This window comes from Tropicibacter naphthalenivorans, assembly GCF_900176475.1.
Lineage (GTDB): Bacteria > Pseudomonadota > Alphaproteobacteria > Rhodobacterales > Rhodobacteraceae > Tropicibacter > Tropicibacter naphthalenivorans.
Genome location: NZ_FWXX01000005.1, coordinates 116,448 through 136,108 on the forward strand (window position 1 = coordinate 116,448; position 19,661 = coordinate 136,108).

General features: G+C 65.2%; 19 protein-coding genes. 10 read left to right on the plus strand and 9 right to left on the minus strand.

What is annotated here, in order from left to right:
- The first annotated feature begins 52 nt into the window (after positions 1-52).
- The 3 genes from fabD (at position 53) to B9A11_RS12160 (ending at position 2,228) form a co-directional block, all read left to right on the plus strand.
- Positions 53-997, plus strand: coding sequence for an ACP S-malonyltransferase (gene fabD / locus B9A11_RS12150; RefSeq protein ID WP_058248319.1), 945 nt, complete (start codon positions 53-55; stop codon positions 995-997).
- 54 nt (positions 998-1,051) lie between these two features.
- On the plus strand, positions 1,052-1,789 hold the full coding sequence (gene fabG / locus B9A11_RS12155; RefSeq protein ID WP_058248320.1) for a 3-oxoacyl-[acyl-carrier-protein] reductase: 738 nt from the start codon (positions 1,052-1,054) through the stop codon (positions 1,787-1,789).
- Between the two features lie 205 nt (positions 1,790-1,994).
- On the plus strand, positions 1,995-2,228 hold the full coding sequence (locus tag B9A11_RS12160; protein ID WP_058248321.1) for an acyl carrier protein: 234 nt from the start codon (positions 1,995-1,997) through the stop codon (positions 2,226-2,228).
- Between the two features lie 85 nt (positions 2,229-2,313).
- Here B9A11_RS12160 and B9A11_RS12165 read toward each other — a convergent pair whose 3' ends face one another.
- The 3 genes from B9A11_RS12165 to mazG all read right to left on the minus strand — a co-directional run bounded on the left by B9A11_RS12165 (position 2,314) and on the right by mazG (position 4,864).
- Positions 2,314-2,817, minus strand: coding sequence for a hypothetical protein (locus B9A11_RS12165; RefSeq protein WP_058248322.1), 504 nt, complete (start codon positions 2,815-2,817; stop codon positions 2,314-2,316).
- 104 nt (positions 2,818-2,921) lie between these two features.
- On the minus strand, positions 2,922-3,920 hold the full coding sequence (locus B9A11_RS12170) for a Fe(3+) ABC transporter substrate-binding protein (RefSeq protein ID WP_186009213.1): 999 nt from the start codon (positions 3,918-3,920) through the stop codon (positions 2,922-2,924).
- Positions 3,921-4,054: 134 nt separating this feature from the next.
- Positions 4,055-4,864, minus strand: a complete 810-nt coding sequence (gene mazG, locus B9A11_RS12175) for a nucleoside triphosphate pyrophosphohydrolase (RefSeq protein WP_058248323.1) — start codon at positions 4,862-4,864, stop codon at positions 4,055-4,057.
- Positions 4,865-4,925: 61 nt separating this feature from the next.
- Between mazG and B9A11_RS12180 the strand changes: the two genes are divergently transcribed.
- The 7 genes from B9A11_RS12180 to B9A11_RS12210 all read left to right on the plus strand — a co-directional run bounded on the left by B9A11_RS12180 (position 4,926) and on the right by B9A11_RS12210 (position 12,013).
- On the plus strand, positions 4,926-6,086 hold the full coding sequence (locus tag B9A11_RS12180; RefSeq protein WP_058248324.1) for a M20 aminoacylase family protein: 1,161 nt from the start codon (positions 4,926-4,928) through the stop codon (positions 6,084-6,086).
- A 141-nt stretch (positions 6,087-6,227) separates the two neighbouring features.
- Positions 6,228-7,388, plus strand: coding sequence for a M20 aminoacylase family protein (locus tag B9A11_RS12185; RefSeq protein WP_058248325.1), 1,161 nt, complete (start codon positions 6,228-6,230; stop codon positions 7,386-7,388).
- An 18-nt stretch (positions 7,389-7,406) separates the two neighbouring features.
- Complete coding sequence (gene speB / locus B9A11_RS12190; protein WP_058248326.1) at positions 7,407-8,369, plus strand: agmatinase; 963 nt, start codon at positions 7,407-7,409, stop codon at positions 8,367-8,369.
- A 235-nt stretch (positions 8,370-8,604) separates the two neighbouring features.
- A complete protein-coding gene (locus tag B9A11_RS12195) occupies positions 8,605-9,024 on the plus strand; it encodes a DUF1499 domain-containing protein (protein ID WP_058248327.1) in 420 nt (139 codons plus the stop codon).
- Between the two features lie 40 nt (positions 9,025-9,064).
- Complete coding sequence (gene prfA / locus B9A11_RS12200) at positions 9,065-10,114, plus strand: peptide chain release factor 1 (protein ID WP_058248499.1); 1,050 nt, start codon at positions 9,065-9,067, stop codon at positions 10,112-10,114.
- 54 nt (positions 10,115-10,168) lie between these two features.
- Positions 10,169-11,014 carry a peptide chain release factor N(5)-glutamine methyltransferase gene (prmC, locus tag B9A11_RS12205; RefSeq protein ID WP_058248328.1) on the plus strand — a complete coding sequence of 282 codons (846 nt, stop codon included), beginning with the start codon at positions 10,169-10,171 and terminating at the stop codon, positions 11,012-11,014.
- A 213-nt stretch (positions 11,015-11,227) separates the two neighbouring features.
- Entirely contained in the window at positions 11,228-12,013 is a 786-nt protein-coding gene (locus tag B9A11_RS12210) for a DUF4167 domain-containing protein (RefSeq protein WP_058248500.1), read from the plus strand.
- A gap of 87 nt (positions 12,014-12,100) precedes the next feature.
- Here B9A11_RS12210 and rsmA read toward each other — a convergent pair whose 3' ends face one another.
- The 6 genes from rsmA to B9A11_RS12240 all read right to left on the minus strand — a co-directional run bounded on the left by rsmA (position 12,101) and on the right by B9A11_RS12240 (position 19,590).
- Entirely contained in the window at positions 12,101-12,943 is an 843-nt protein-coding gene (rsmA, locus tag B9A11_RS12215) for a 16S rRNA (adenine(1518)-N(6)/adenine(1519)-N(6))-dimethyltransferase RsmA (protein WP_058248329.1), read from the minus strand.
- On the minus strand, positions 12,940-13,932 hold the full coding sequence (pdxA, locus tag B9A11_RS12220) for a 4-hydroxythreonine-4-phosphate dehydrogenase PdxA (RefSeq protein ID WP_234988822.1): 993 nt from the start codon (positions 13,930-13,932) through the stop codon (positions 12,940-12,942). The genes rsmA and pdxA overlap by 4 nt, the downstream gene beginning before the upstream one ends.
- 81 nt (positions 13,933-14,013) lie before the next feature.
- Positions 14,014-15,237: a peptidylprolyl isomerase gene (locus B9A11_RS12225; RefSeq protein WP_058248331.1), complete on the minus strand. Its 1,224-nt coding sequence runs from the start codon at positions 15,235-15,237 to the stop codon at positions 14,014-14,016.
- Complete coding sequence (locus B9A11_RS12230) at positions 15,225-17,372, minus strand: LPS-assembly protein LptD (protein WP_058248332.1); 2,148 nt, start codon at positions 17,370-17,372, stop codon at positions 15,225-15,227. Before B9A11_RS12230 ends, B9A11_RS12225 begins: the two co-directional genes overlap by 13 nt.
- A complete protein-coding gene (gene lptG / locus B9A11_RS12235; RefSeq protein WP_058248333.1) occupies positions 17,369-18,463 on the minus strand; it encodes an LPS export ABC transporter permease LptG in 1,095 nt (364 codons plus the stop codon). Before lptG ends, B9A11_RS12230 begins: the two co-directional genes overlap by 4 nt.
- Complete coding sequence (locus tag B9A11_RS12240; protein ID WP_083499887.1) at positions 18,460-19,590, minus strand: LptF/LptG family permease; 1,131 nt, start codon at positions 19,588-19,590, stop codon at positions 18,460-18,462. Before B9A11_RS12240 ends, lptG begins: the two co-directional genes overlap by 4 nt.
- Between the last annotated feature and the right edge of the window lie 71 nt (positions 19,591-19,661).

Genomic DNA, 19,661 nt, shown 5'->3' on the forward strand with positions numbered 1-19,661 from the left:
GCCCGTGGGCGCTATGGGCATTGACCAAAGGACAAGCAGTAAGGAGAGGGGCATGGCCCGCGCATTCATCTTTCCCGGACAGGGCGCTCAGACCATCGGCATGGGCAAGGACTTGGCGGACGCTTACCCGGCGGCCCGCGCGATCTTTGACGAGGTCGACGAGGCGCTTGGCGAAAAGCTGTCGACGCTGATCTGGGAAGGCGACATTGCGGACCTGACCCTGACCGCCAACGCGCAGCCCGCGCTGATGGCGACGTCTCTGGCGGCGATGCGCGCGCTGGAAGCCGAGGGCGTGTCGATGGATGCGGCGTCCTTTGTGGCGGGGCATTCGCTGGGCGAATACTCGGCGCTGACGGCGGCGGGCGCGTTGACCGTGGCGGATGCGGCCCGTCTGCTGCGCAAGCGCGGGCAGGCCATGCAGGCCGCTGTCCCCGTGGGCGAAGGGGCGATGGCCGCTGTGCTGGGTCTCGACCTCGACGCTGTGCGCAAGGTGGCCGCCGATGCGGCGCAGGGCGACGTGTGTCAGGCGGCCAACGACAACGACCCGGCGCAGGTGGTGATTTCCGGGGCCAAGGCCGCCGTGGAACGCGCGGTGGACATCGCCAAGGAAGCCGGTGCCAAGCGCGCGCTGCTGCTGCCGGTGTCCGCGCCCTTCCACTGTGCCTTGATGCAGCCCGCCGCTGACGAGATGGCGCAGGCGCTGGCCGATGTGACGATCAACGACCCCGCCGTGCCGGTGGTGGCCAACGTGGTAGCTGAGGCCGTGTCCGACCCCGAGCAGATCCGCAAGTTGCTGGTGGATCAGATCTGCGGCGCGGTGCGCTGGCGCGAATCCGTGCTGTGGATGACCGGCACGGGCGAGGTCACCGAGTTCTGGGAAATCGGCGCGGGCAAGGCTCTGTCCGGCATGGTCCGCCGCATCCACAAGCCCGCCGCCGTGCGCAACGTCGGCACCGCTGCCGATGTGACCGCCGCCGCTCAGGCTTTGAACGCATAAAAGTATAGGGGGCCGCTGCGCCCCTTCGTAAGATATGTAGGGAGAGGAACGAGCATGTTCGATCTGACTGGTAAGAATGCCCTCATCACAGGTGCCTCGGGCGGCATCGGCGGCGAAATCGCCAAGGCTCTGCACGGGGCGGGGGCCACGGTTGGCCTGTCCGGCACCCGCACCGAGCCGCTCGAAGCGCTGGCCGCGGAACTTGGGGAGCGCGCGCATGTGCTGCCGTGCAACCTGTCCGACGCCGACGCGGTGAACGCGCTGCCGAAACAGGCGGCCGAGGCCATGGGCAGCGTCGATATTCTGGTGAACAACGCCGGGATCACCCGTGACAACCTGTTCATGCGCATGTCCGAGGACGAGTGGAACAGCGTGCTGGAGGTCAACCTGACCTCGACCTTCCGCCTGTGCAAAGGCGTGCTGCGCAGCATGATGAAATCCCGCTGGGGCCGCATCGTCAACATCTCTTCGGTGGTGGGCGCGACCGGCAACCCCGGTCAGGGCAACTATGCCGCCGCCAAGGCCGGGATGATCGGCATGTCCAAATCGCTCGCCTACGAGGTCGCCAGCCGGGGAATCACGGTAAACGCCGTGGCGCCGGGCTTTATCGAGACGGCGATGACCGACAAGCTGAACGACGACCAAAAGGGCGCGATCCTTGGGCAGATCCCCGCGGGCCGCATGGGTACCCCCGCCGAAATCGCCGCCAGCGTGCTGTTTTTGGCAAGCGCCGAGGCCGGTTACATGACGGGCGCGACCTTGCACGTCAACGGCGGTATGGCCATGTTGTAAAACGCTGGGGGACACGGCGGGAAAGCATTTGCGATCCGCGCTGCCTGTGCTATAGGCCCCCCAGATTTTGACTGAATGGGAGGAGACTCCCCTTCGGTTATGCCCGGCCCGCCGGGAGATCGAGCCGCCCGAGAGGGTAACCAGACGCCACCCGATTGGGCAGGGCAAACCGGGCAACTGCCCGACAGACTTGTGAGGAAGAGACATGAGCGACATCGCAGATCGCGTGAAGAAGATTGTGGTTGAGCACCTGAGCGTTGAAGAGGACAAGGTGACCGAGTCCGCTTCGTTCATCGACGACCTGGGCGCAGACAGCCTCGACACCGTCGAGCTGGTCATGGCATTCGAAGAAGAGTTCGGCATCGAGATCCCGGACGACGCAGCCGAGACCATCCAGACCTTCGGCGACGCGGTCAAGTTCATCTCGGAAGCTCAGTAAGCTTTCCAGAGCGGATTTATCCCGTTACGATACGGCGTCCCTTGTGGGCGCCGTTTTCGTTTGTGTGGGATGGGGTCGGGGTGCGTCAGTCCCCGCTGTCAAGCCTCAGAACCAGCCCTTCGGCGGGCAGGATGGCGTAATAGCTGCCGCTCTCGCGCCCTGTATCCAAGTGATAGCCGGGGGATTGGGAAAACCGCTGTACGAGGCTCGTCGCCTGTGCCCTTGCGCCTCGGCCGGGGCAGGTGTGGCCGCGTCGGTTGTCCAGGTCCGGGGCGTCCTTGGTCCAGGGGGTCGCGGACGCCAGGTTCAGCGACATCAGAAAGTCCAGCCCGTCGGCCTCTAGCCGCGCCTGCGCCTTGGGGCCGAGTTTCCACAGCCTGATGTGACAGTATTCGCTCCACAGCCCGGACGCGGGCCGGTCAATCAGCGCATAGGCGGTGGTCAGCCCGATGGGCAGGGCGGGGCTTTGAATGTCACGCCCGGCATAAAGCGCGTCATAGAGCGGCGCGCGCAAAGGCCAGAGCCTGTCCGATTTCCATGCCATCAGGGCGATCCCGGCAAGCGTTACGATCAGCACCAGTCTTCGCATGTGACCCCCATTCTTCCGCGCAAGGGCTATCCGGGCAGGGGGCAAAAAACAAGGCACCCCGGAGTGCTGTCCGGGGTGCCTGTCGTGTCGTGATAGGGCGGCGCTTAGCCGTCGAAGTCGACCGTCTCGACCAGTTTCAGCGCCTGCGCGCGGTAGCCTGCGATCTCCATCAGGTTGACGTCGTCCGCTTCAAAGCTGCCCCAGCCCTGGACCAGCGGATCGGCCTCAGAGCCCGGCGCGATGGGGTATTCGTAGTTGGCCTTGGCGTAGACCTTCTGCGCCTCGGGCGAGACGAGGAATTCCATCATTTTCAGGGCGTTGTCCTTGTTCGGCGCCGCCGCCGTCATGGCCACGCCCGAGATGTTCACATGGGTGCCGCCGTCTTCGAAGGTCGGGAACAGCACGTTGACCGAGTTGGCCCATTCGGTCTGCTCGGGGTCTTCGAGCATCTGGCCCATATAGTAGGTGTTGCCGAGCGAGATGTCGCATTCGCCGGCCCAGATCGCTTTGACCTGCGCGCGGTCGTTGCCCTGCGGCTTGCGGGCGAGGTTGGATTTCACGCCTTCGAGCCAGGTCTTGGTGTAGTCTTCACCGTGGTGCGCCAGCATCGCCGCCACCAGACCGATGGTGTAGTCATGGGTGCCAGAGCGGGTGCAGATGCGGCCCTGCCACTTGGGGTCGGCGAGGTCTTCGTAGGTGGTGACTTCGCCCGGCTCGACACGATCCTTAGAGGCATAGACGATGCGCGCGCGGGTGGTCAGACCCCACCACTGGCCGTCCGGGTCGTGGTATTGCGCGGGCACGTTCGCGGTCAGCACGTCGGATTGCACCGGCTGCGTGACGCCCGCCTCGACAGCAGCGGCAAGGCGCGAGATGTCGACGGTAAAGATCAGATCAGCGGGCGAGCGGCGGCCTTCGGCCTTGAGGCGCTCGACCATGCCTTTGTCGAGGAACGCCACGTTGACCTTGATGCCGGTCTGTTCGGTAAAGGCGTCGGTCAGCGGGGCCAGCAGTTCGGGCTGGCGATAGGAATAGAGGTTCACCTCTTGGGCCAGGGCTGGGGCGGCCACGAGGGCAAGGGCGGTGGTCAGGCGCAGGAACATGGAATCCTCCGTTTGTGTCGCGTCCGTGTTGGGCGCAGATAACCCGACCAAAACAGTCGGGTCAATACCTGAGTGGAAAATTCAGGAATGGCGCGCGCCGGTTTTTGGACAGCTAGCGCGAGATGGCGGCGCGCCTAGCCCTTGGCGCGCTCGGCGGCCTTGGCGGCGTCCCACAGCGCGTCCATTTCCGTCAGGTTGCTGTCCGTTGGGGTTTTGCCCTGCTCGGCCAGCGCCGCCTCGATATAGGCAAAGCGGCGAGTGAACTTGGCGTTGGCGGCGCGCAGGGCTGCCTCTGGGTCGATCTTCATATGGCGGGCGAGGTTGGCCATGACGAACAGCAGATCGCCAAATTCCTCAAAGGCGTGCTCCGCGTTCTCAGCCTTGCGCAGCTCGTCCATTTCCTCGGCGACCTTGTCCATGACCTCATCGGTCGAGGGCCAGTCAAAGCCCACACGCGCCGCGCGGTTTTGCAGTTTCAGCGCACGCAAGAGGGCGGGCAGGCCCAAAGCCACCCCGTCCAGCACCCCGGTCTGGGCCTTGGCGGCGCGCTCTGCCGCCTTGATCTTTTCCCAGTCGACGGTCTGCTGATCGGCGGATTTCTCGCGGCTCTCGTCGCCGAAGACATGCGGGTGGCGGGCGACCATCTTGTCGGACATGGTGTCGGCCACCTCGTCAAAGGTGAACAGCCCACGTTCAGAGGCCATATGCGCGTGGAACACCGACTGGAACAGCAAATCGCCCAGCTCGCCCTTGAGCTCGTCCCAAGCCTCGCGTTCAATGGCGTCGGCGACCTCGTAGGCCTCTTCGATCGTGTAGGGCGCGATGGTGGCAAAGTCCTGTTCCAGATCCCACGGGCAGCCGCTGTCCGGGTCGCGCAGGCGGCGCATGATCTCGACAAGGCGCGGCATCCCGCCGTTTGGATTGTGGATCAGGTCATCACTCATTGCGTCCCCCATGGTCTTGCGTCACCAGAGGGATGGAACATCAGGCACAAGGAGTCCAGCCATGGCCGTCATCAACCGCATCGCGGGCTTTGCCGAAGACATGGCGGGCTGGCGCAGGCATCTGCACATGCACCCCGAGCTGTGTCTGGAGTGTCATGAGACGGCTGCGTTTGTCGTCGCGCGTTTGCGCGAGTTCGGCGTTGATGAAATCCACGAGGGGATCGCCACAAGCGGTGTGGTGGGCGTGATCCGGGGGCAGGGCGATGGGCCGGTGACGGGCTTGCGCGCCGATATGGACGCCCTGCCGATGGAAGAGGCGACCGGCGCGATCTGGGCCAGCACGGTGCCGGGGCGGATGCACGCCTGCGGCCACGACGGGCACACCGCGATGCTGCTGGGGGCGGCGCGCTACCTGTGCGAGACGCGGAATTTTGCGGGCTCCGTGGTGCTGATCTTTCAACCCGCCGAAGAGACCATCGGCGGCGGGCGCATCATGGTCGAGGAAGGCATCATGGATCGGTTCGGGGTCGAGGAAGTCTTTGCCCTGCACACCGATCCCTTTGGCGATCTGGGCGAGTTTCGCACCTGTCCGGGGCCGATCATGGCCTCCGTCGATGACTTTGAGCTGACCTTGATCGGCAAGGGCGGGCACGCGGCCTATCCCCAGGAATGCGTCGATCCGATCCCCTGCGCGCTAGCGATCGGGCAGGCTTTGCAGACGGTGGTGTCGCGCAATACCGATCCGCTGGGGTCGCTGGTGGTGGCGCTGTCGCAGATCAACGGCGGGACGGCCAAGAACATCATCCCCGAGCGGGTCGAGATGGCGGGTACGGTGCGCAGCCTTGACCCAAAGGTGCGCGATATGGCCGAGCGGCGGATTTCCGAGATCATCGCGGGGCAGGCGGCCTCCTATGGCGTGCGGGCCGAGCTGAATTACATGCGGACCTATCCGCCGACGGTGAACCACGCGGCGCAGACGCGTTTTGCGGTGGACGTGGCGCGCGAGGTGTCGGGCAAGGTGGTAGACGATCTGCCGCCCGAGATGGGGGCCGAGGATTTTTCCTATATGCTCGAGGCACGGCCGGGGGCGTTTTTGTTCCTTGGGCAGGGCAAGGGGCCGTCGGTGCACCATCCGGCGTTCGATTTCAACGACGCGGCGGCGCCTTATGGGGCGAGTTTCTTTGCAAGGGTGATCGAGACAAGGCACGGGCGAGGACGGTAAGACGGCGCTTGTTCTGGTGGAACGTCGCCCCGGAGGGGCGCAAGCAAACTGCCCCGCCCACCGTCCCGCTAGGGCACCCGGTGCGAGGGGTTTCCTTTGCCCCAGCGTCGGCGCACTCTGCCCGCAATAAGGAGATTCGCCATGCCCATCGTCAATTCCATCGCCGCCCTTGCCCCGCAGATGACCGCGTGGCGGCGGCACCTGCATCAGCACCCGGAATTGGGCCTTGAATGCCATGAAACCGCGGGTTTTGTCGTCGAGCAACTGAAAAGCTTTGGCATCACCGACATCCACACCGGTATCGCCACCAGCGGCGTTGTCGCCATCATCGAAGGGCGCGGCCCCGGCAAGACCATCGGCCTGCGCGCCGATATGGACGCCCTGCCGATGGAGGATCTGAGCGGCACCGACCATGCCTCGACCAAGCCGGGTCTCGCGCATACCTGCGGGCATGACGGGCACACGACGATGCTGTTGGGCGCGGCCAAGTACCTGGCGGAGACGCGCAACTTTGCCGGGCGGGTCGCGCTGATTTTCCAGCCCGCCGAAGAGGGCGAAGGCGGCGGGCGCATCATGGTCGAAGAGGGCATCATGGACCGCTTTGACATCTCCGAAGTCTATGGCGTGCACAACGCGCCCGGCACGGCTTTGGGGCATATCACCACCAACCCCGGCGCGCTGATGGCGGGGGTGGATGAGTTCACCGTGACAATAACCGGCAAGGGTGGCCACGGGGCCGAACCGTCGCGCGCCGTCGATCCGGTGGTGGCGGCGGCCAGCCTGACCATGGCGCTTCAGACGATTATCAGCCGCAATATCAATGCCTTGGACAAGCTGGTGGTGAGCGTGACGCAAATCCACACCGGCACTGCCGCCAATATCATCCCCGAGACCGCCGTGATGAACGGCACCGTGCGCTATTTCGACAAGGCCGTGCAGACCGAGGTCAAGGCGCGCATGGCCGAGTTGGTCGAATTCCAGGCGCGCAGCTTTGGCGCGACGGCGGTGCTGGACTACGAAGAGGGCTATCCGCCCACCATCAACCACCCCGATCAGACCGCCTTTGCCGCCTCGGTGGCGCGTGAGGTGGTCGGGGACGAGGCGGTGGATGACGCCGTCGATCCGATCATGCCGGGCGAGGATTTTTCCTATATGTTGCAGGCGCGGCCCGGCGCGTATCTCTTTGTCGGCATGGGGGATCGGCCCAATTGCCACCACCCCAAGTATGATTTCGACGATGAGATCGCCCCCATCGGGGCCAGCTTCTTTGCCCGGCTGATCGAAAAAGCCCTGCCTTTGTAAGACTTTAAAGGAAATCCCATGAGCCTCGAAGACGCGCAGCGCCAGATCGACCACGCCTTTACCCGCGACGACCTTAAGGGGCCGTCGTTCGAGAATGTCTTTGCCGGGGCGACCAGTTTTCTGCGGCGCAAGTACACCAAGGATCTGACCGGCGTGGACATCGCGGTGACGGGTCTGCCGTTTGACCAGGCGGTGACGAACCGCCCCGGCACGCGTCTGGGGCCGCGGGCGATCCGCGTGGCGTCTTTACTGCAACCCTGCGATGCGCCTTATGGCTGGGGCTATGACGTGCTGTCGGACTTCGCCATCGCGGACTATGGCGATATGGCCTTTGACTACGCGGTCCCTGCGGACGTGCCGGGGCGGATCAAGGCCCATATCGGCGGGATCATCGGCGCGGGGGCGGGGTGCATTGCCTTGGGCGGCGATCACTCGGTGACCCACGGCTGCCTGCGCGCCACCGCCGAGAAATACGGGCCCCTGAGCGTGATCCAGTTCGACGCGCATACGGACACCTGGGCCGATGACGATGCGGGCCGCGTCGATCACGGCACCTTTATGTACAAGGCGGCGAAAGAGGGGATAGTGGTGCCCGAACGCTCGGTCCAGATCGGGATTCGCACGGATAACCCCGACACGATGGGGTTCAACATCATCGACGCCCGCGCGGTGCATTCCAATGGCCCCGAATGGGTGGCCGAGCGGGTGCATGAAATCGTTGGGACCAAGCCCTGTTACGTGACCTTCGACATTGACGCGCTGGACCCGGCCTTTGCGCCGGGGACGGGGACTCCGGTCTGGGGCGGGCTGACAAGCCATCAAGCGGCGGTGATTCTGCGGCGTCTGGCGGGGATTGACCTTAAAGGCGGTGACGTGGTCGAGGTCTCGCCCCCGTTCGACACCACCGGCGCCACGGCGATTGCGGCGGCCCATGTGGCGACAGAGCTTTTGTGCCTGTGGGGGTGGACCCGGCGAAAGTAATCCACAGATTTCTGTTCGCAAGGCGTTTGGAAGCGGTTTATCTTAACCAAGCTGAGTTAATTTTCAGCCCATCAACCTTAACGCGTTGTTAAGGTCGGCGGATTCATACTGGTTCCGCCGACGGTATCGGCAAGAATATGACCGTTTCCGAACCGGCTCTTTCAGATCACGGCATACCGTGGCAGCGATAAAGACCCGGACTTTGAGATGACTTCGAGCAGGAGCACCCTAGATCATGCGTATGGTACTTTACGGATTCTTGATTCTCGTTGTGGGCGGGCTGGGCTGGATTCGCTTTGCACCGTCGAAACCCGATGTGTGGCACGTGGACCCGCATGTGACCGCCGAACAGGACCTCGCTGGCGGGGTGCGCAGGCGCGTGCCCGGTGACGCGCAGACGCTGGCAGAGCTGGACCACATCATCGTCAATTCCCCGCGAACGCACCGTCTGGCCGGTTCGGTCAAGGACGGTCATGTGACCTATGTCAGCCGGTCCAAGTGGATGGGGTTCCCCGACTACACGACGGTGATGAAAAACGGCGAAACGCTTGAAATTTATGGGCGTTTGCGCTTTGGTCAGTCGGATATGGGTGTGAATAAGAAACGCGTCGACGGCTGGATCGAAGACCTGCGCGCCACGGCGCAAAAGCTGTAAACGCTTGACGCCTTAGGCTGGATGGGGGATGCACCAACGCATGATCCCATCCGACCGTCTCCACCAGATCAAAGAGCGCCTCGAATATGTCGAGGCCCGCATGTCGCAAGGCGAAGGCGACATTGCGGCGCTTGGCCGTGAATATGCCGAGCTGAAACCCGTGGTCGCCACGATCACCGACTACGAAGGTCTTGTGGCCGATATCGCCGAAGCCGAGGCGATGCTGTCGGACCCCGAGATGAAGGAATTGGCCGAGGAAGAGCTGCCGGACTTGCGCGCGCGCCTCCCCGAGGCCGAGCACGCGGTGCAACTGGCGCTGCTGCCCAAGGACGCCGCCGACAGCCGCGCGGCGATGCTGGAGATTCGTCCGGGGACGGGCGGGGACGAGGCGGGCTTGTTTGCTGGGGATTTGGCGCGCATGTACCAGCGCTATGCCGAGGCGCGCGGGTGGCGTTGGGAAGTGATCGAAGAGCAGGTCTCGGATCTTGGCGGGGTCAAGGAACTGACGGTGCGGATCGCCGGAGAGGGCGTCTTTGCCCGGATGAAATTCGAAAGCGGCGTGCACCGGGTGCAGCGCGTGCCCGAGACGGAATCGGGCGGGCGGATCCATACGTCGGCGGCGACGGTGGCGGTGCTGCCCGAGGCCGAAGAGGTCGATATTCGGATTGATCCCAATGACATCCGCATCGACACCATGCGATCCTCTGGCGCGGGCGGCCAGCACGTGAACACCACGGATTCGGCGGTGCGCATCACCCATATTCCATCGGGGATCGTGGTGACGAGTTCCGAGAAATCGCAGCACCGCAACCGCGAGATCGCCATGCAGGTGCTGCGGGCTCGGCTGTTTGACCTAGAGCGCAGCAAGGCCGACGAGGCGCGCTCGGCGGATCGTAAATCGCAGGTCGGCTCGGGGGATCGGTCCGAGCGCATTCGGACCTATAACTTTCCGCAAGGGCGGATGACCGACCATCGGATCGGGCTGACGCTGTACAAGCTCGATCAGATCATGGCGGGCGATCTGGATGAGATCATCGACGCGCTGATCGCTGAACACCAGGCGGCGCTACTGGCGGAGATGACCGCATGAGGATCGCGCCAAATCTTTTTGAAAAGATTTGCAAATTCCTTGGAAGGAATTTGGATGCGCGCCTCTGAACTCCTGGCGAAAGGCACGCAGACCCTGGCGCAGGCCGGGGTGCCGGATGCGGGCCGCGATGCCCGGCGTTTGATGGCGCATGTGCTCAAGGTGCCGCCCGGTCGCCTGACGCTCTTTCTGCCCGAGCCGATTGATCCGGACCTTTCGGTGATCTTCAACGCCATGGTCGAGCGCCGCGCCGAGCGTGTGCCCGTCAGCCATCTGACCGGGCGGCGACAGTTCTATGGCCGTGAGTTCCTTGTGACCCCCGAGGTGCTCGACCCGCGCCCCGAGACCGAGACCTTGATCGAGGCGGCCTTGGCCGAGCCCTTTGCCTCGGTGCTCGATCTTGGCACCGGGTCGGGCTGCATCCTGCTGACACTGCTTGCGGAGCGTGAGGGGGCCATTGGCGTCGGCATTGACCTCTCTGCCGGGGCGCTCAACGTTGCCTTTTGGAACCGCAACGCGCTCAAACTGGAACAGCGCGCGGCGCTGGAGCAGGGGTCTTGGTATGCGCCTTTGATCGGTACCGATGAGCAATTCGATCTGATCGTGTCGAACCCGCCTTACATCGCCGCCGAGGAGATGGCCGATCTGTCCCCCGAGGTGCGCGACTACGAGCCGCGCATGGCCTTGACCGATGAGGGCGACGGGCTGTCGTGCTACCGGCTGATCGTTGCGGGGGCGCTCGCCTATCTGGCGCCACAGGGTCGCCTTATGGTGGAAATCGGGCCGACGCAGGGGGCGGCTGTGCGCGAAATGATGTCGCAGGCGGGCCTCGGCGATTTGCGCATCATCCCCGACCTTGATGGCCGCGATCGTGTGGTTGCGGGCACGCGAGGCGCAAAATAACGCTTAAAACCGGGGGAAATTGGTCGGTAACGGGTCATTTGCACTTGTCACATATGATGGCATGTGCATATTCAAGCGAAGTCGAGCGGACGGACGGCCTTGCCGATCGCGCCCGACGCCAAGCCAAACATGAAGGTGACGTTTGTTCGGTGGCGCAGGACTGTGCCCGATCATGTCGCCAAGCTGCCGAAGAACAGGCTGGATATCAACAACATGCGTTCATCCAAATCCCGCTCGCGGAACAAGAATAACCGCAACCGCAACAACAACTCGCTGGGCAATGTCGTCAACCGTGTGTTTGACAGCAACGGCCCCGAGGGCAAGGTCCGCGGCACTCCGCAGCAGATCATCGACAAGTACAACCAGCTTGCGCGCGATGCGGCGCTGGGGAACGACCGCGTCGCCTTGGAGAACTTTCAGCAGCACGCCGAGCATTACATGCGTTTGCTCAGCGCGGCGCAAAAGGAACAGGACGCCAAGCGCGAGCAGCAGGAACGCGAGAATCGCGAACGTCAGGCGCAGCGCGATCGCGACCGTGCGCAGCGCGATCAGGACAGCGATGGTGGCGACAAGCCGCAGCGTCAGGACAACCGGAATGACAACCGCAACGATCAGCGTCAAGAGCGCCGCGCCGATGTCGACCCCTCTGAGGCACCGCAGCCGGATGTGATCGACGCCGCGCAGGACGGCGATGCCGGTCTGGTGGACACCCCCGAGGCGCGCGCCGAAGCCAAGCCAGAAGCCAAGCCCGCCCGCAAGCCGCGCACCTCGTCGCGCACCAAAAAGGACGCGCCCAAGGCGGACGCCCCGGCAGAGGCGGCGGACGATCAGCCCAAGGCAGAGGCGCAGGGCGACGCTCCGGCGGACGCCCCCAAGGCCGAGGAAAAGCCCAAGAAGCCGCGCGCCCCGCGTAAGCCGCGCAAAAAGCCCGAGGATGCCGAGGCGCCCAAGGCAGAGGCGGACGCAGCCCCCGAGGCACAGTCGGACGCCGCTGAATAAGCCAGCGCAGCAGCCGTCAATCAGACATCAAAAAAAGGCGCGTGCCCCCGACAGGGCCGCGCCTTTTTCGCGTTTATCGCAGCGGCCTTAGCCCTGCTCAAACATCCGCGCCAGCGCGCAGAACTGCTCAATCGACACTTGCTCGGCCCGTTCGGTGGGCTGGATGCCCGCGGCCAGCAGGCGGTCTTCGAGATCGGGGGCCGTGCCCTTGAGCGCCGCCCGCAGCATCTTGCGCCGTTGGTTAAACGCCTTGGCGACGATGCGCTCGAGGATCTTGGGATCGGCGGGAAAGCGCGGTTCCGGCAGCGCGGTCAGATGCACCACTGCCGAAGAGACCTTGGGCGGCGGGGTAAAGGCTTCGGGCGGCAGCGACAGGGCGATGCGCGCGTCGGTGCGCCACTGGGCAAGGATCGCGAGGCGGCCATAGGCCTTGGAGCCGGGCTGGGCGGTGATGCGCTCGGCCACCTCTTTTTGGAACATCAGCGTCAGGGTCGACCAAAAAGGCGGCCATTCCTTGGGCGTGAGCCAGCGGATCAGCAGCTCTGTGCCGACGTTGTAGGGCAGGTTGGCGCAGATCGCGATGGGGGGCGTCAGATGCGCCAGAGGGTCGATTTCCAGCGCGTCGCCTTCGATCACGGTAAGGCGTCCGGGGTAGGCACCCGCGATCTGCGCCAGCGCGGGCATACAGCGGTGGTCCTTTTCGATGGCCAGCACACGGCGCGCGCCCTCGGCCAAGAGGCCACGGGTCAGGCCGCCGGGGCCGGGGCCAACCTCGATCACGTCGGTATTCGACAGATCCCCCGCGATGCGGGCAATGCGCGAGGTCAGGTTCAGGTCCAGCAGAAAGTTCTGCCCCAAGGCCTTGCGCGCCCGCAGGTCATGGGTGGTGATCACGTCGCGCAGCGGCGGCAGGTCGTCGATTCTGCTCATGTGAGGGTCTCTTGGGATTGGCCAGCGGCAAGGCGCGCGGCGAGTTTCAAGGCTTCGACCGTCGAGGACGGGTTGGCCACGCCCTTGCCCGCGATGTCAAAGGCGGTGCCGTGGTCGGGCGAGGTGCGGATGAACGGCAGCCCGAGGGTGACATTCACGCCCCGGTCAAAGTCGAGCGTCTTGATGGGGATCAGGGCCTGGTCGTGGTACATGCACAGCGCCACGTCATAGCGGGCGCGGGCGGCGGGGTGGAACATGGTGTCGGCGGGCAGGGGGCCTGCGATGTCCATGCCTTCGGTGCGCAGCTTGTCCAGCACGGGGGTGATGAGGGTCTGTTCCTCGGTCCCCATGCGCCCACCTTCGCCCGCGTGGGGGTTCAGGCCCGCCACGGCAAGACGCGGGGCCGACATGCCGAACTGAGTGGTCATGGCGGCGTGAGTGATGCGGATGCGCTGTTCGAGCAAGGCGGGGGTCAGCGCGGCGGGCACGTCTGCGATGGCGATATGGATGGTGATCGGCACCACGCGCAGTTGGTCGGACGCCAGCATCATCACCACCTCATCGGCCCCCGCCAGCGCGGCGAGGAATTCCGTATGGCCGGGATAGGCAAAGCCCGCGCCCTCGGCCAGCGCCTGCTTGTGGATCGGCAGGGTGCAGACGGCAGAGGCTTTGCCCTGTTGCACCAGCTGAACGCCCTGTTCGATCGAGGCGATGACGCCCTGCGCCTGCGCGGGTTGCGGCGTGCCGGGGGTGCGCGGGCCGTCAAAGGCGATGGGCAGCACGGGCAGGCCGGTCTTGGCGGCGTGGGCGGCGTCTGCGGCATGCTCGATCACCACGTGACGCACGGTGCCGGGTAGATGCGCGGGATCGCCCAGCCAGACAAAGGGCAACGCGGCGCCAAGCGCGGTCCAGGCGGCCTCGGCCAGTTCGGGGCCGATGCCAGAGGGCTCACCACAGGTCAGGGCAATGGGTTTCACCGGACTATTCACGGCTGTCTCCTAACGGGGAGGAATGGAAAAGGCGCCGCAGCACATGCCCGGCGCCTGTCTTGGGTCACCCTCGGCGGCCCGTCAGTTTTCGATGATGCGCGCGTCAGCCTTGAGCTGCGCCAGATAGCCTTCGGCCAGCCCTTGGACGCGGCGGTCGCGCAGGCCGATGGTCACTTGCTCGCGGTCGGCATCCTCGGCAATCTTGTTGGTGCGGCCACACATCATCAGAAAGACCAAGGTTTGCCCGTTGGCGCGGGTCAGCGCGGTGGACACCTCGCCGCGGTCCAGCTTGGACAGCTCATAGGCGATGTCGGTGGGGATTTCGGACGGGGCAAGGGTGCCACGTTCCAGCACCTCTTCGGGCTGGCCCTTGGCCACGCCATACAGATCGTCGCAGCGGTCCACCTGCGAGGCCAGCACACGCGCCTTGGCCAGCGTTTCCGCCGAGCGCCCGCCGGGCATGTAATAGGCGGCGTATTCGATGGCGGCGACTTCGGGTGCGGTATAGCCGGTTTCCTCGATGTCGCGCAGCTGGAACAGGGCGACGGCACCTTGCAGCGGCAGCGGGTCCGACACTTCGCCCGGCGCAAGGCCAAGGATGATCGGGCGCAGCTGCGGCGGCAGCTCGCTTAGGTCACGCCACGGCAGACGCCCGCCATTGCCGCGCGAGGGCGTCGCGGAAAAGCGCCGGGCCTGCGCGGAAAAGCTGGCGGTGTCGTCCAGCTGGGCGATGCGCGCGGCGCGCTCGTTGATCTGGGCTTGGTTCGCGGGGGTCACTGGCATGATGATCTCGGACAACAGCACCCGCACGTTGCTGCCAGAGGCATCGGCACTGAGCGCGCGGTCGACTTCGGCTTCGGACACGGCGCTGCGCGGGACAAAGCGTTGCTGCACCAGCAGACGCCACGACAGGCCCGCCGCCACGAAATCGCGGAAGGTCTGCTCATCCACACCGCCCTGGGCCAGTGCCTGGGTGAATTCCTCGCGCGAGAGGTTGGCGCGGCCGGCGAACTCTTCCATGCCGTCAAGGATGTCCTGCGCCGAGGGGCGAATGCCTGCGTCCTGCGCCGCTTGCAGTTTCAGGCGGTCCTCGATCAGCTGGGTGCGGGCCAGCTCGGCAGGGACACCGGGCGCGCGCAGCAGTTGCAGCATCTGGGCGCGCTGGTTGATTTCATACTGGGTGATGACCTTGTCGTTCACCACGATCGCCGGGCCAAAGAGGTTCTGCGCCGGGGCCGCCATGGGCGACAGCGTCAGGGCCAGCGCGGTGGCCACGGCGGGAAGCAGGCGGGTCAGTTTGCACATGTGCGGCGGTACTCCTTGGCGCTGCCGCCGGTGCTGAACCCTTTCAGCGAGACGGTCAGGTCGAAATCAGTAGAGGGCTCAAGGTTGGTGGCCGACGCGAATTCGCGGTTGGCCGACAGATCCACTTGAACGCACTCATTGCGGTATTGCAGGCCCAGCCCGGTGCGGTCAAGCCGCTGGTCGGCAAGGTCATAGCGCGCGCCAAGGCTGGCGGACCAGTTGGCGTTCACCCGGTAGGTGCTGTCAAAGCTCCATTCGGACTGCGCCTTGGCCCGGTCCTCGGCCGGGTCGGTGACCAGCAGCAGGTAAGACGCGCTCAGGTCAAGGCGGTCGTTGGACCACATGGCGGTGGCTTCGGCCTTGGAAAAGCGGTTGTCGCTGTCCAGCAGGCCACGCGCCGACAGGGTCAGCCCGGCGGGGTGCATGAACTGCGTGGCGACCAGCCAGTCCGAGGCATCCCCCGCCAGGCCCGAAGAGCGGGTAAAGGCCGGGTCGGCGTCCTGCCGCCAGACGCGCCCCATGGTCAGCGAGGCGGCCCATCCGGCGGGCGCCTCATGCAGGTAGCGCAGGCCCGCCACGGCGCTTAGGCCATGCTCGCGCCGGTCGGCAGAGGGAAAGCGCGACAGCGACAGCAGGTTGCCCTGATCCAGCTCGACGCGGGTGCTTTCCTCGTTGGGGTTTTTCTGGCGCGTGCCGCCCGCCCAGCCGATCTGTGCGATGGGTTCCAGCAGGGTATAGCCGCCCTGCGCGCTGGCGCGGGCCAGGGGCAGGCGCAATTCCACCGCAAGCGCGCCCGTGGCGGCGGTCACATCGCTGGGGCTGGTGGCGTCCTGATAGGTGTTGAACCGGTCCAGCGCCAGCTCGCCAGTGACCCCGGCGCGCAAGCCCCCCATCAGGGTCCAGCGCCGCCGCCAGCTTGCCTCGAGGTTGAGGCGGCTGACGTCGCGGCCATCGACAATGCTGTCCGCGTCCGGGCCGTCCACATCCAGCGACGACCAGCGCAGGTGCGCGTGCGCCGCCGCCGCCAGCCGCAGCTCTCCGCCAAAGGCGCTGGGAAAGAGCCGGCGTTCATAGGTCGCGTCGGCGACCACGGTGGGCAGGGTGTCGTTGTCTTCGGTGGCGCGCAGGGTCTGGTAGTGGATCAGGCTGGCCCGCAAAAAGCTGTCCGCCTTGATCCGCGACAGCGTCAGCGTCGAATCCAGCCGGTCACGTTCGTTGATGTCGTAATCGTTCAGGTAGGCGATGTCCGTCACCGCCTTGAGATCAAAGCTGAGCTTGAAGTCGCGGCGCAGGTCGAACCCGCCATTGGCAAACAGATAGCCGCGCGTCTCGCCCGGTTGCAGGCTGTCCGAGGACACCGCGCCTTCGACGGCCAGATCGCCGTTGTGGTAGGCGCGGCGATAGCGGTACTCCAGCGTGCGGCTCTGGCGGGACAGGTAGGGCGTCAGCGTGATGTCCTGATGGTCGCCGATGGGGATAAAATACGGGATTTCAATGCCAAACCCCAGCTGGCTGTTGCTGCGGATCTTGGGGATCAGAAAGCCGCGGGCGCGTTTCAGCGTCGGGTCGGGCAGGCGCATGTGCGGCAGGTAAAACACCGGAACGTCGAAAAAGCGCAGCTGCGCCTCGTCGAAATACAGCTGCCGTTCCTGTTGGTCATGGACGACACGGGTGGCGCGGATCTGCCACAGGGGCGTTTCGCCGGGTTTGCACACGTGACAAGAGGTCACCGCCACCTTGGACAGCTGGGTGTAGCGCCCGCCGACGCGGCGCGCCTCGACCGAGGCCAGCTGAAGCTGTTGGTCCAGCACCAGCCGCGCCCCGCGCAATAGGCCGTTGCGCAATTCGGCATCCAGCGAGGCGCTGTCGGCGGTAAAGACGTTTCCGTCGGGGTCGGTGACATAGATCGGCCCGTCGATCTCCAGCGTTTGCGCGGCGTCGTCGTAGACAATCCGGGTCGCGCTAAGGGTCAGCCCGTCGTGCAGCACCTCGACATTGCCGGTGGCGACGAGGCGGTCTTGGCCCTCGACTGTCACACTGTCGGCCACCAGCAGGGCGGGGGGTGTTTGGGCGTTCGCGGCCACCGGCCAAGCGGTGCTTAGCGCCAGCGCGAGGATGCGAAGATAACGTCTCATCCGTCCTCCATATGCAGCACAAGCCCCAGCGCCAACAGGTTCGCGGCCACGGGCGGTGTCCATGCGGCGATGATCGGCGAAAGCTGGCCGCTTTCCCCAAGGATCTGGGCAAAGTTGCGCACGTAGTACAGGCCAAAGCCCAGCATCACCGCCGAGAGCACGGAAATCCCCGTCCCGCCAGAGCGCGTGGGCCGCATGGTAAAGGCCGCGCCGACCAGCACCATCGCCATCAGGAACAGCGGGCGGGCCAGTTCGATGTGCATCCAGACCGTGTGCCGCCGCGCGGAAAAGCCCGCCAGTTCCAGTCCGGCGATAAACTGCGGCAGATCCCAGATCGCCACGGCGTTGGGCTTGCCAAAGCGGTCGCGGATGCTGTCGCGGGTCAGGTTCGAGGGCAGCGTCAGGCTGGCCTGTTCCAGCGCGCCGCTTTCGGGGTTCAGCCCGGCGGCGAGGGGCCACGACTTGACTCCGCGCAGCTGCCATTCGCCTTCCATCAGCTCGGCCTCTTGGGCGATGATGCGGCTGGCGGGGCCGCCATCCGGGGCGTAGGCGACGATGGACACGTCAAACAGCTGCGTGGCCTCGGCGTTGGTGCGGGTGGCGCGGATCACCGCCTGGCCGGTATCGCCGCCCTGACGCAGCCACAGACCTTCGGGGCCGATGGACAGGGCCGAGGTGTTGCCCGAGTCGTAGAACTCGGTCAGATCGGCGTAGCGCTTGGTGGTGGCGGCGACGATCGGGTTGAGCACGGACACGATCAGCGCACCGATCAGCAGGGCCATGGCAAGGGGCGCCGCCAGCGAGGTCAGCCCGGACCGCCCCGCCGCCCGCGCCGCCACCAGTTCGGACGACTTGGCCAGCCCAAGGAACAGCGCGATGGTCGCAAGGATCATGATCAGCGGCAGCAGCGCGTACATCGCCTCTGGCATCTTGAGCAGGGTCAGCTGGACCGCGCGGCCAAAGGTGCTTTGATCGCCGAGGTTGCGCAGCTCTTCGATCAGGTCGAGCAGGCCTTGGAACAGCGCGAGAACCCCGAACACCCCAAGAAAGTTCAGCACGAAACGGCGGGCGAAATAGCTGTGCAGGATCATGCGGGCGCCTCCGTCACGGGGCGCCGTTTGGGCCGATAGGGGCGCGCCGCCTGCCACAGCAAGCCGACGGTGATCACCGCGCCCACGAGGCTGGGCAGATAGGTGATGGGCCACAGGCTGGCGTCATTGCGCACCGGATCGGTGACCAGACCTTCGACGAATTTGACGCAGACGATCAGAAAGATCGCAAAGATCACCTGCCGCGTCGATCCCAGCCGCGAATAGCCCCCCGTCATCATGGCGGCAAAGCCCACCAGCGCCGCCACCCCGCACAGCAGCGCGTGCTGGAACCGCAGGTGCGCGGTTTCCAAGACGCGGCCAAGCGGCTGGTAGGTCTCTGCCGAGACGGCGGGGGCCTGGGTCAACAGCTCCAGCGTGGGCACGAACTGGATGCGGCGGCGGGTGGTGGTTGGCGGGGCCAGCACCGCCGAGATGTCATAGGTCAGATCGGTAAAGTTGGTGGTCGACAGCGTATTGTCCCCAAGGTCCAGGGTCTGCGCCATGCCCGCCAGCATCACCAGCTTTGCGCCTTCGTCGTCGCGCAGCAGGTAGGCGCGTTCAGCGGTGTAGGTCACATCGCGCCCCTCAAGGCGGCGGTCGGTCAGCAGCACGTCGCGCAGCTCGCCCCGCGCGGTGATTTCGCGGATGTAAAAGGTGATGCCGTCCGACGGGTGCAGGAAGGTGCCCTCTCGCAGCAGCCGCGCCGCTACCGAGCCGGACAGCTCTTGTTCGCGCATCCGCAGTTGTTCGGCGGATTTAGGCACCAGAACATGGGTCAGGATGCTCATCATCAGGACAACGATCACGCCAAAGGCCAGCACCGGGCGCGTCAGCCGCCACGGCGAATAGCCAAAGGATTTGGCCACGACCATTTCGCTGTCGGCGGACAGGCGGTGCGCCACGTAGACGGCGGCGGCAAAGCTGGCCATGGGCATGACCTTGGCGATCACCGCAGGCAGCCAGAGCGCGGAAAATTCAAGGAAAACGCCGGCGGAATGGCCGTTGGCGATCAGCTGGTCGAACAGTTTTACCGCCCGGTTCACCCAATAGACCGACACTAGGACTAGGGCGAAAAAGCCGAACAGCACCATAAGTTGCGACAGGACATATCTGTCGAATCGTTGCAAACGCGTGTTCCCCCCAGAACATCCAAGTGGGCGTACCCTAATGGATTGCGCAGGCTTAGAAAAGGTCGCTA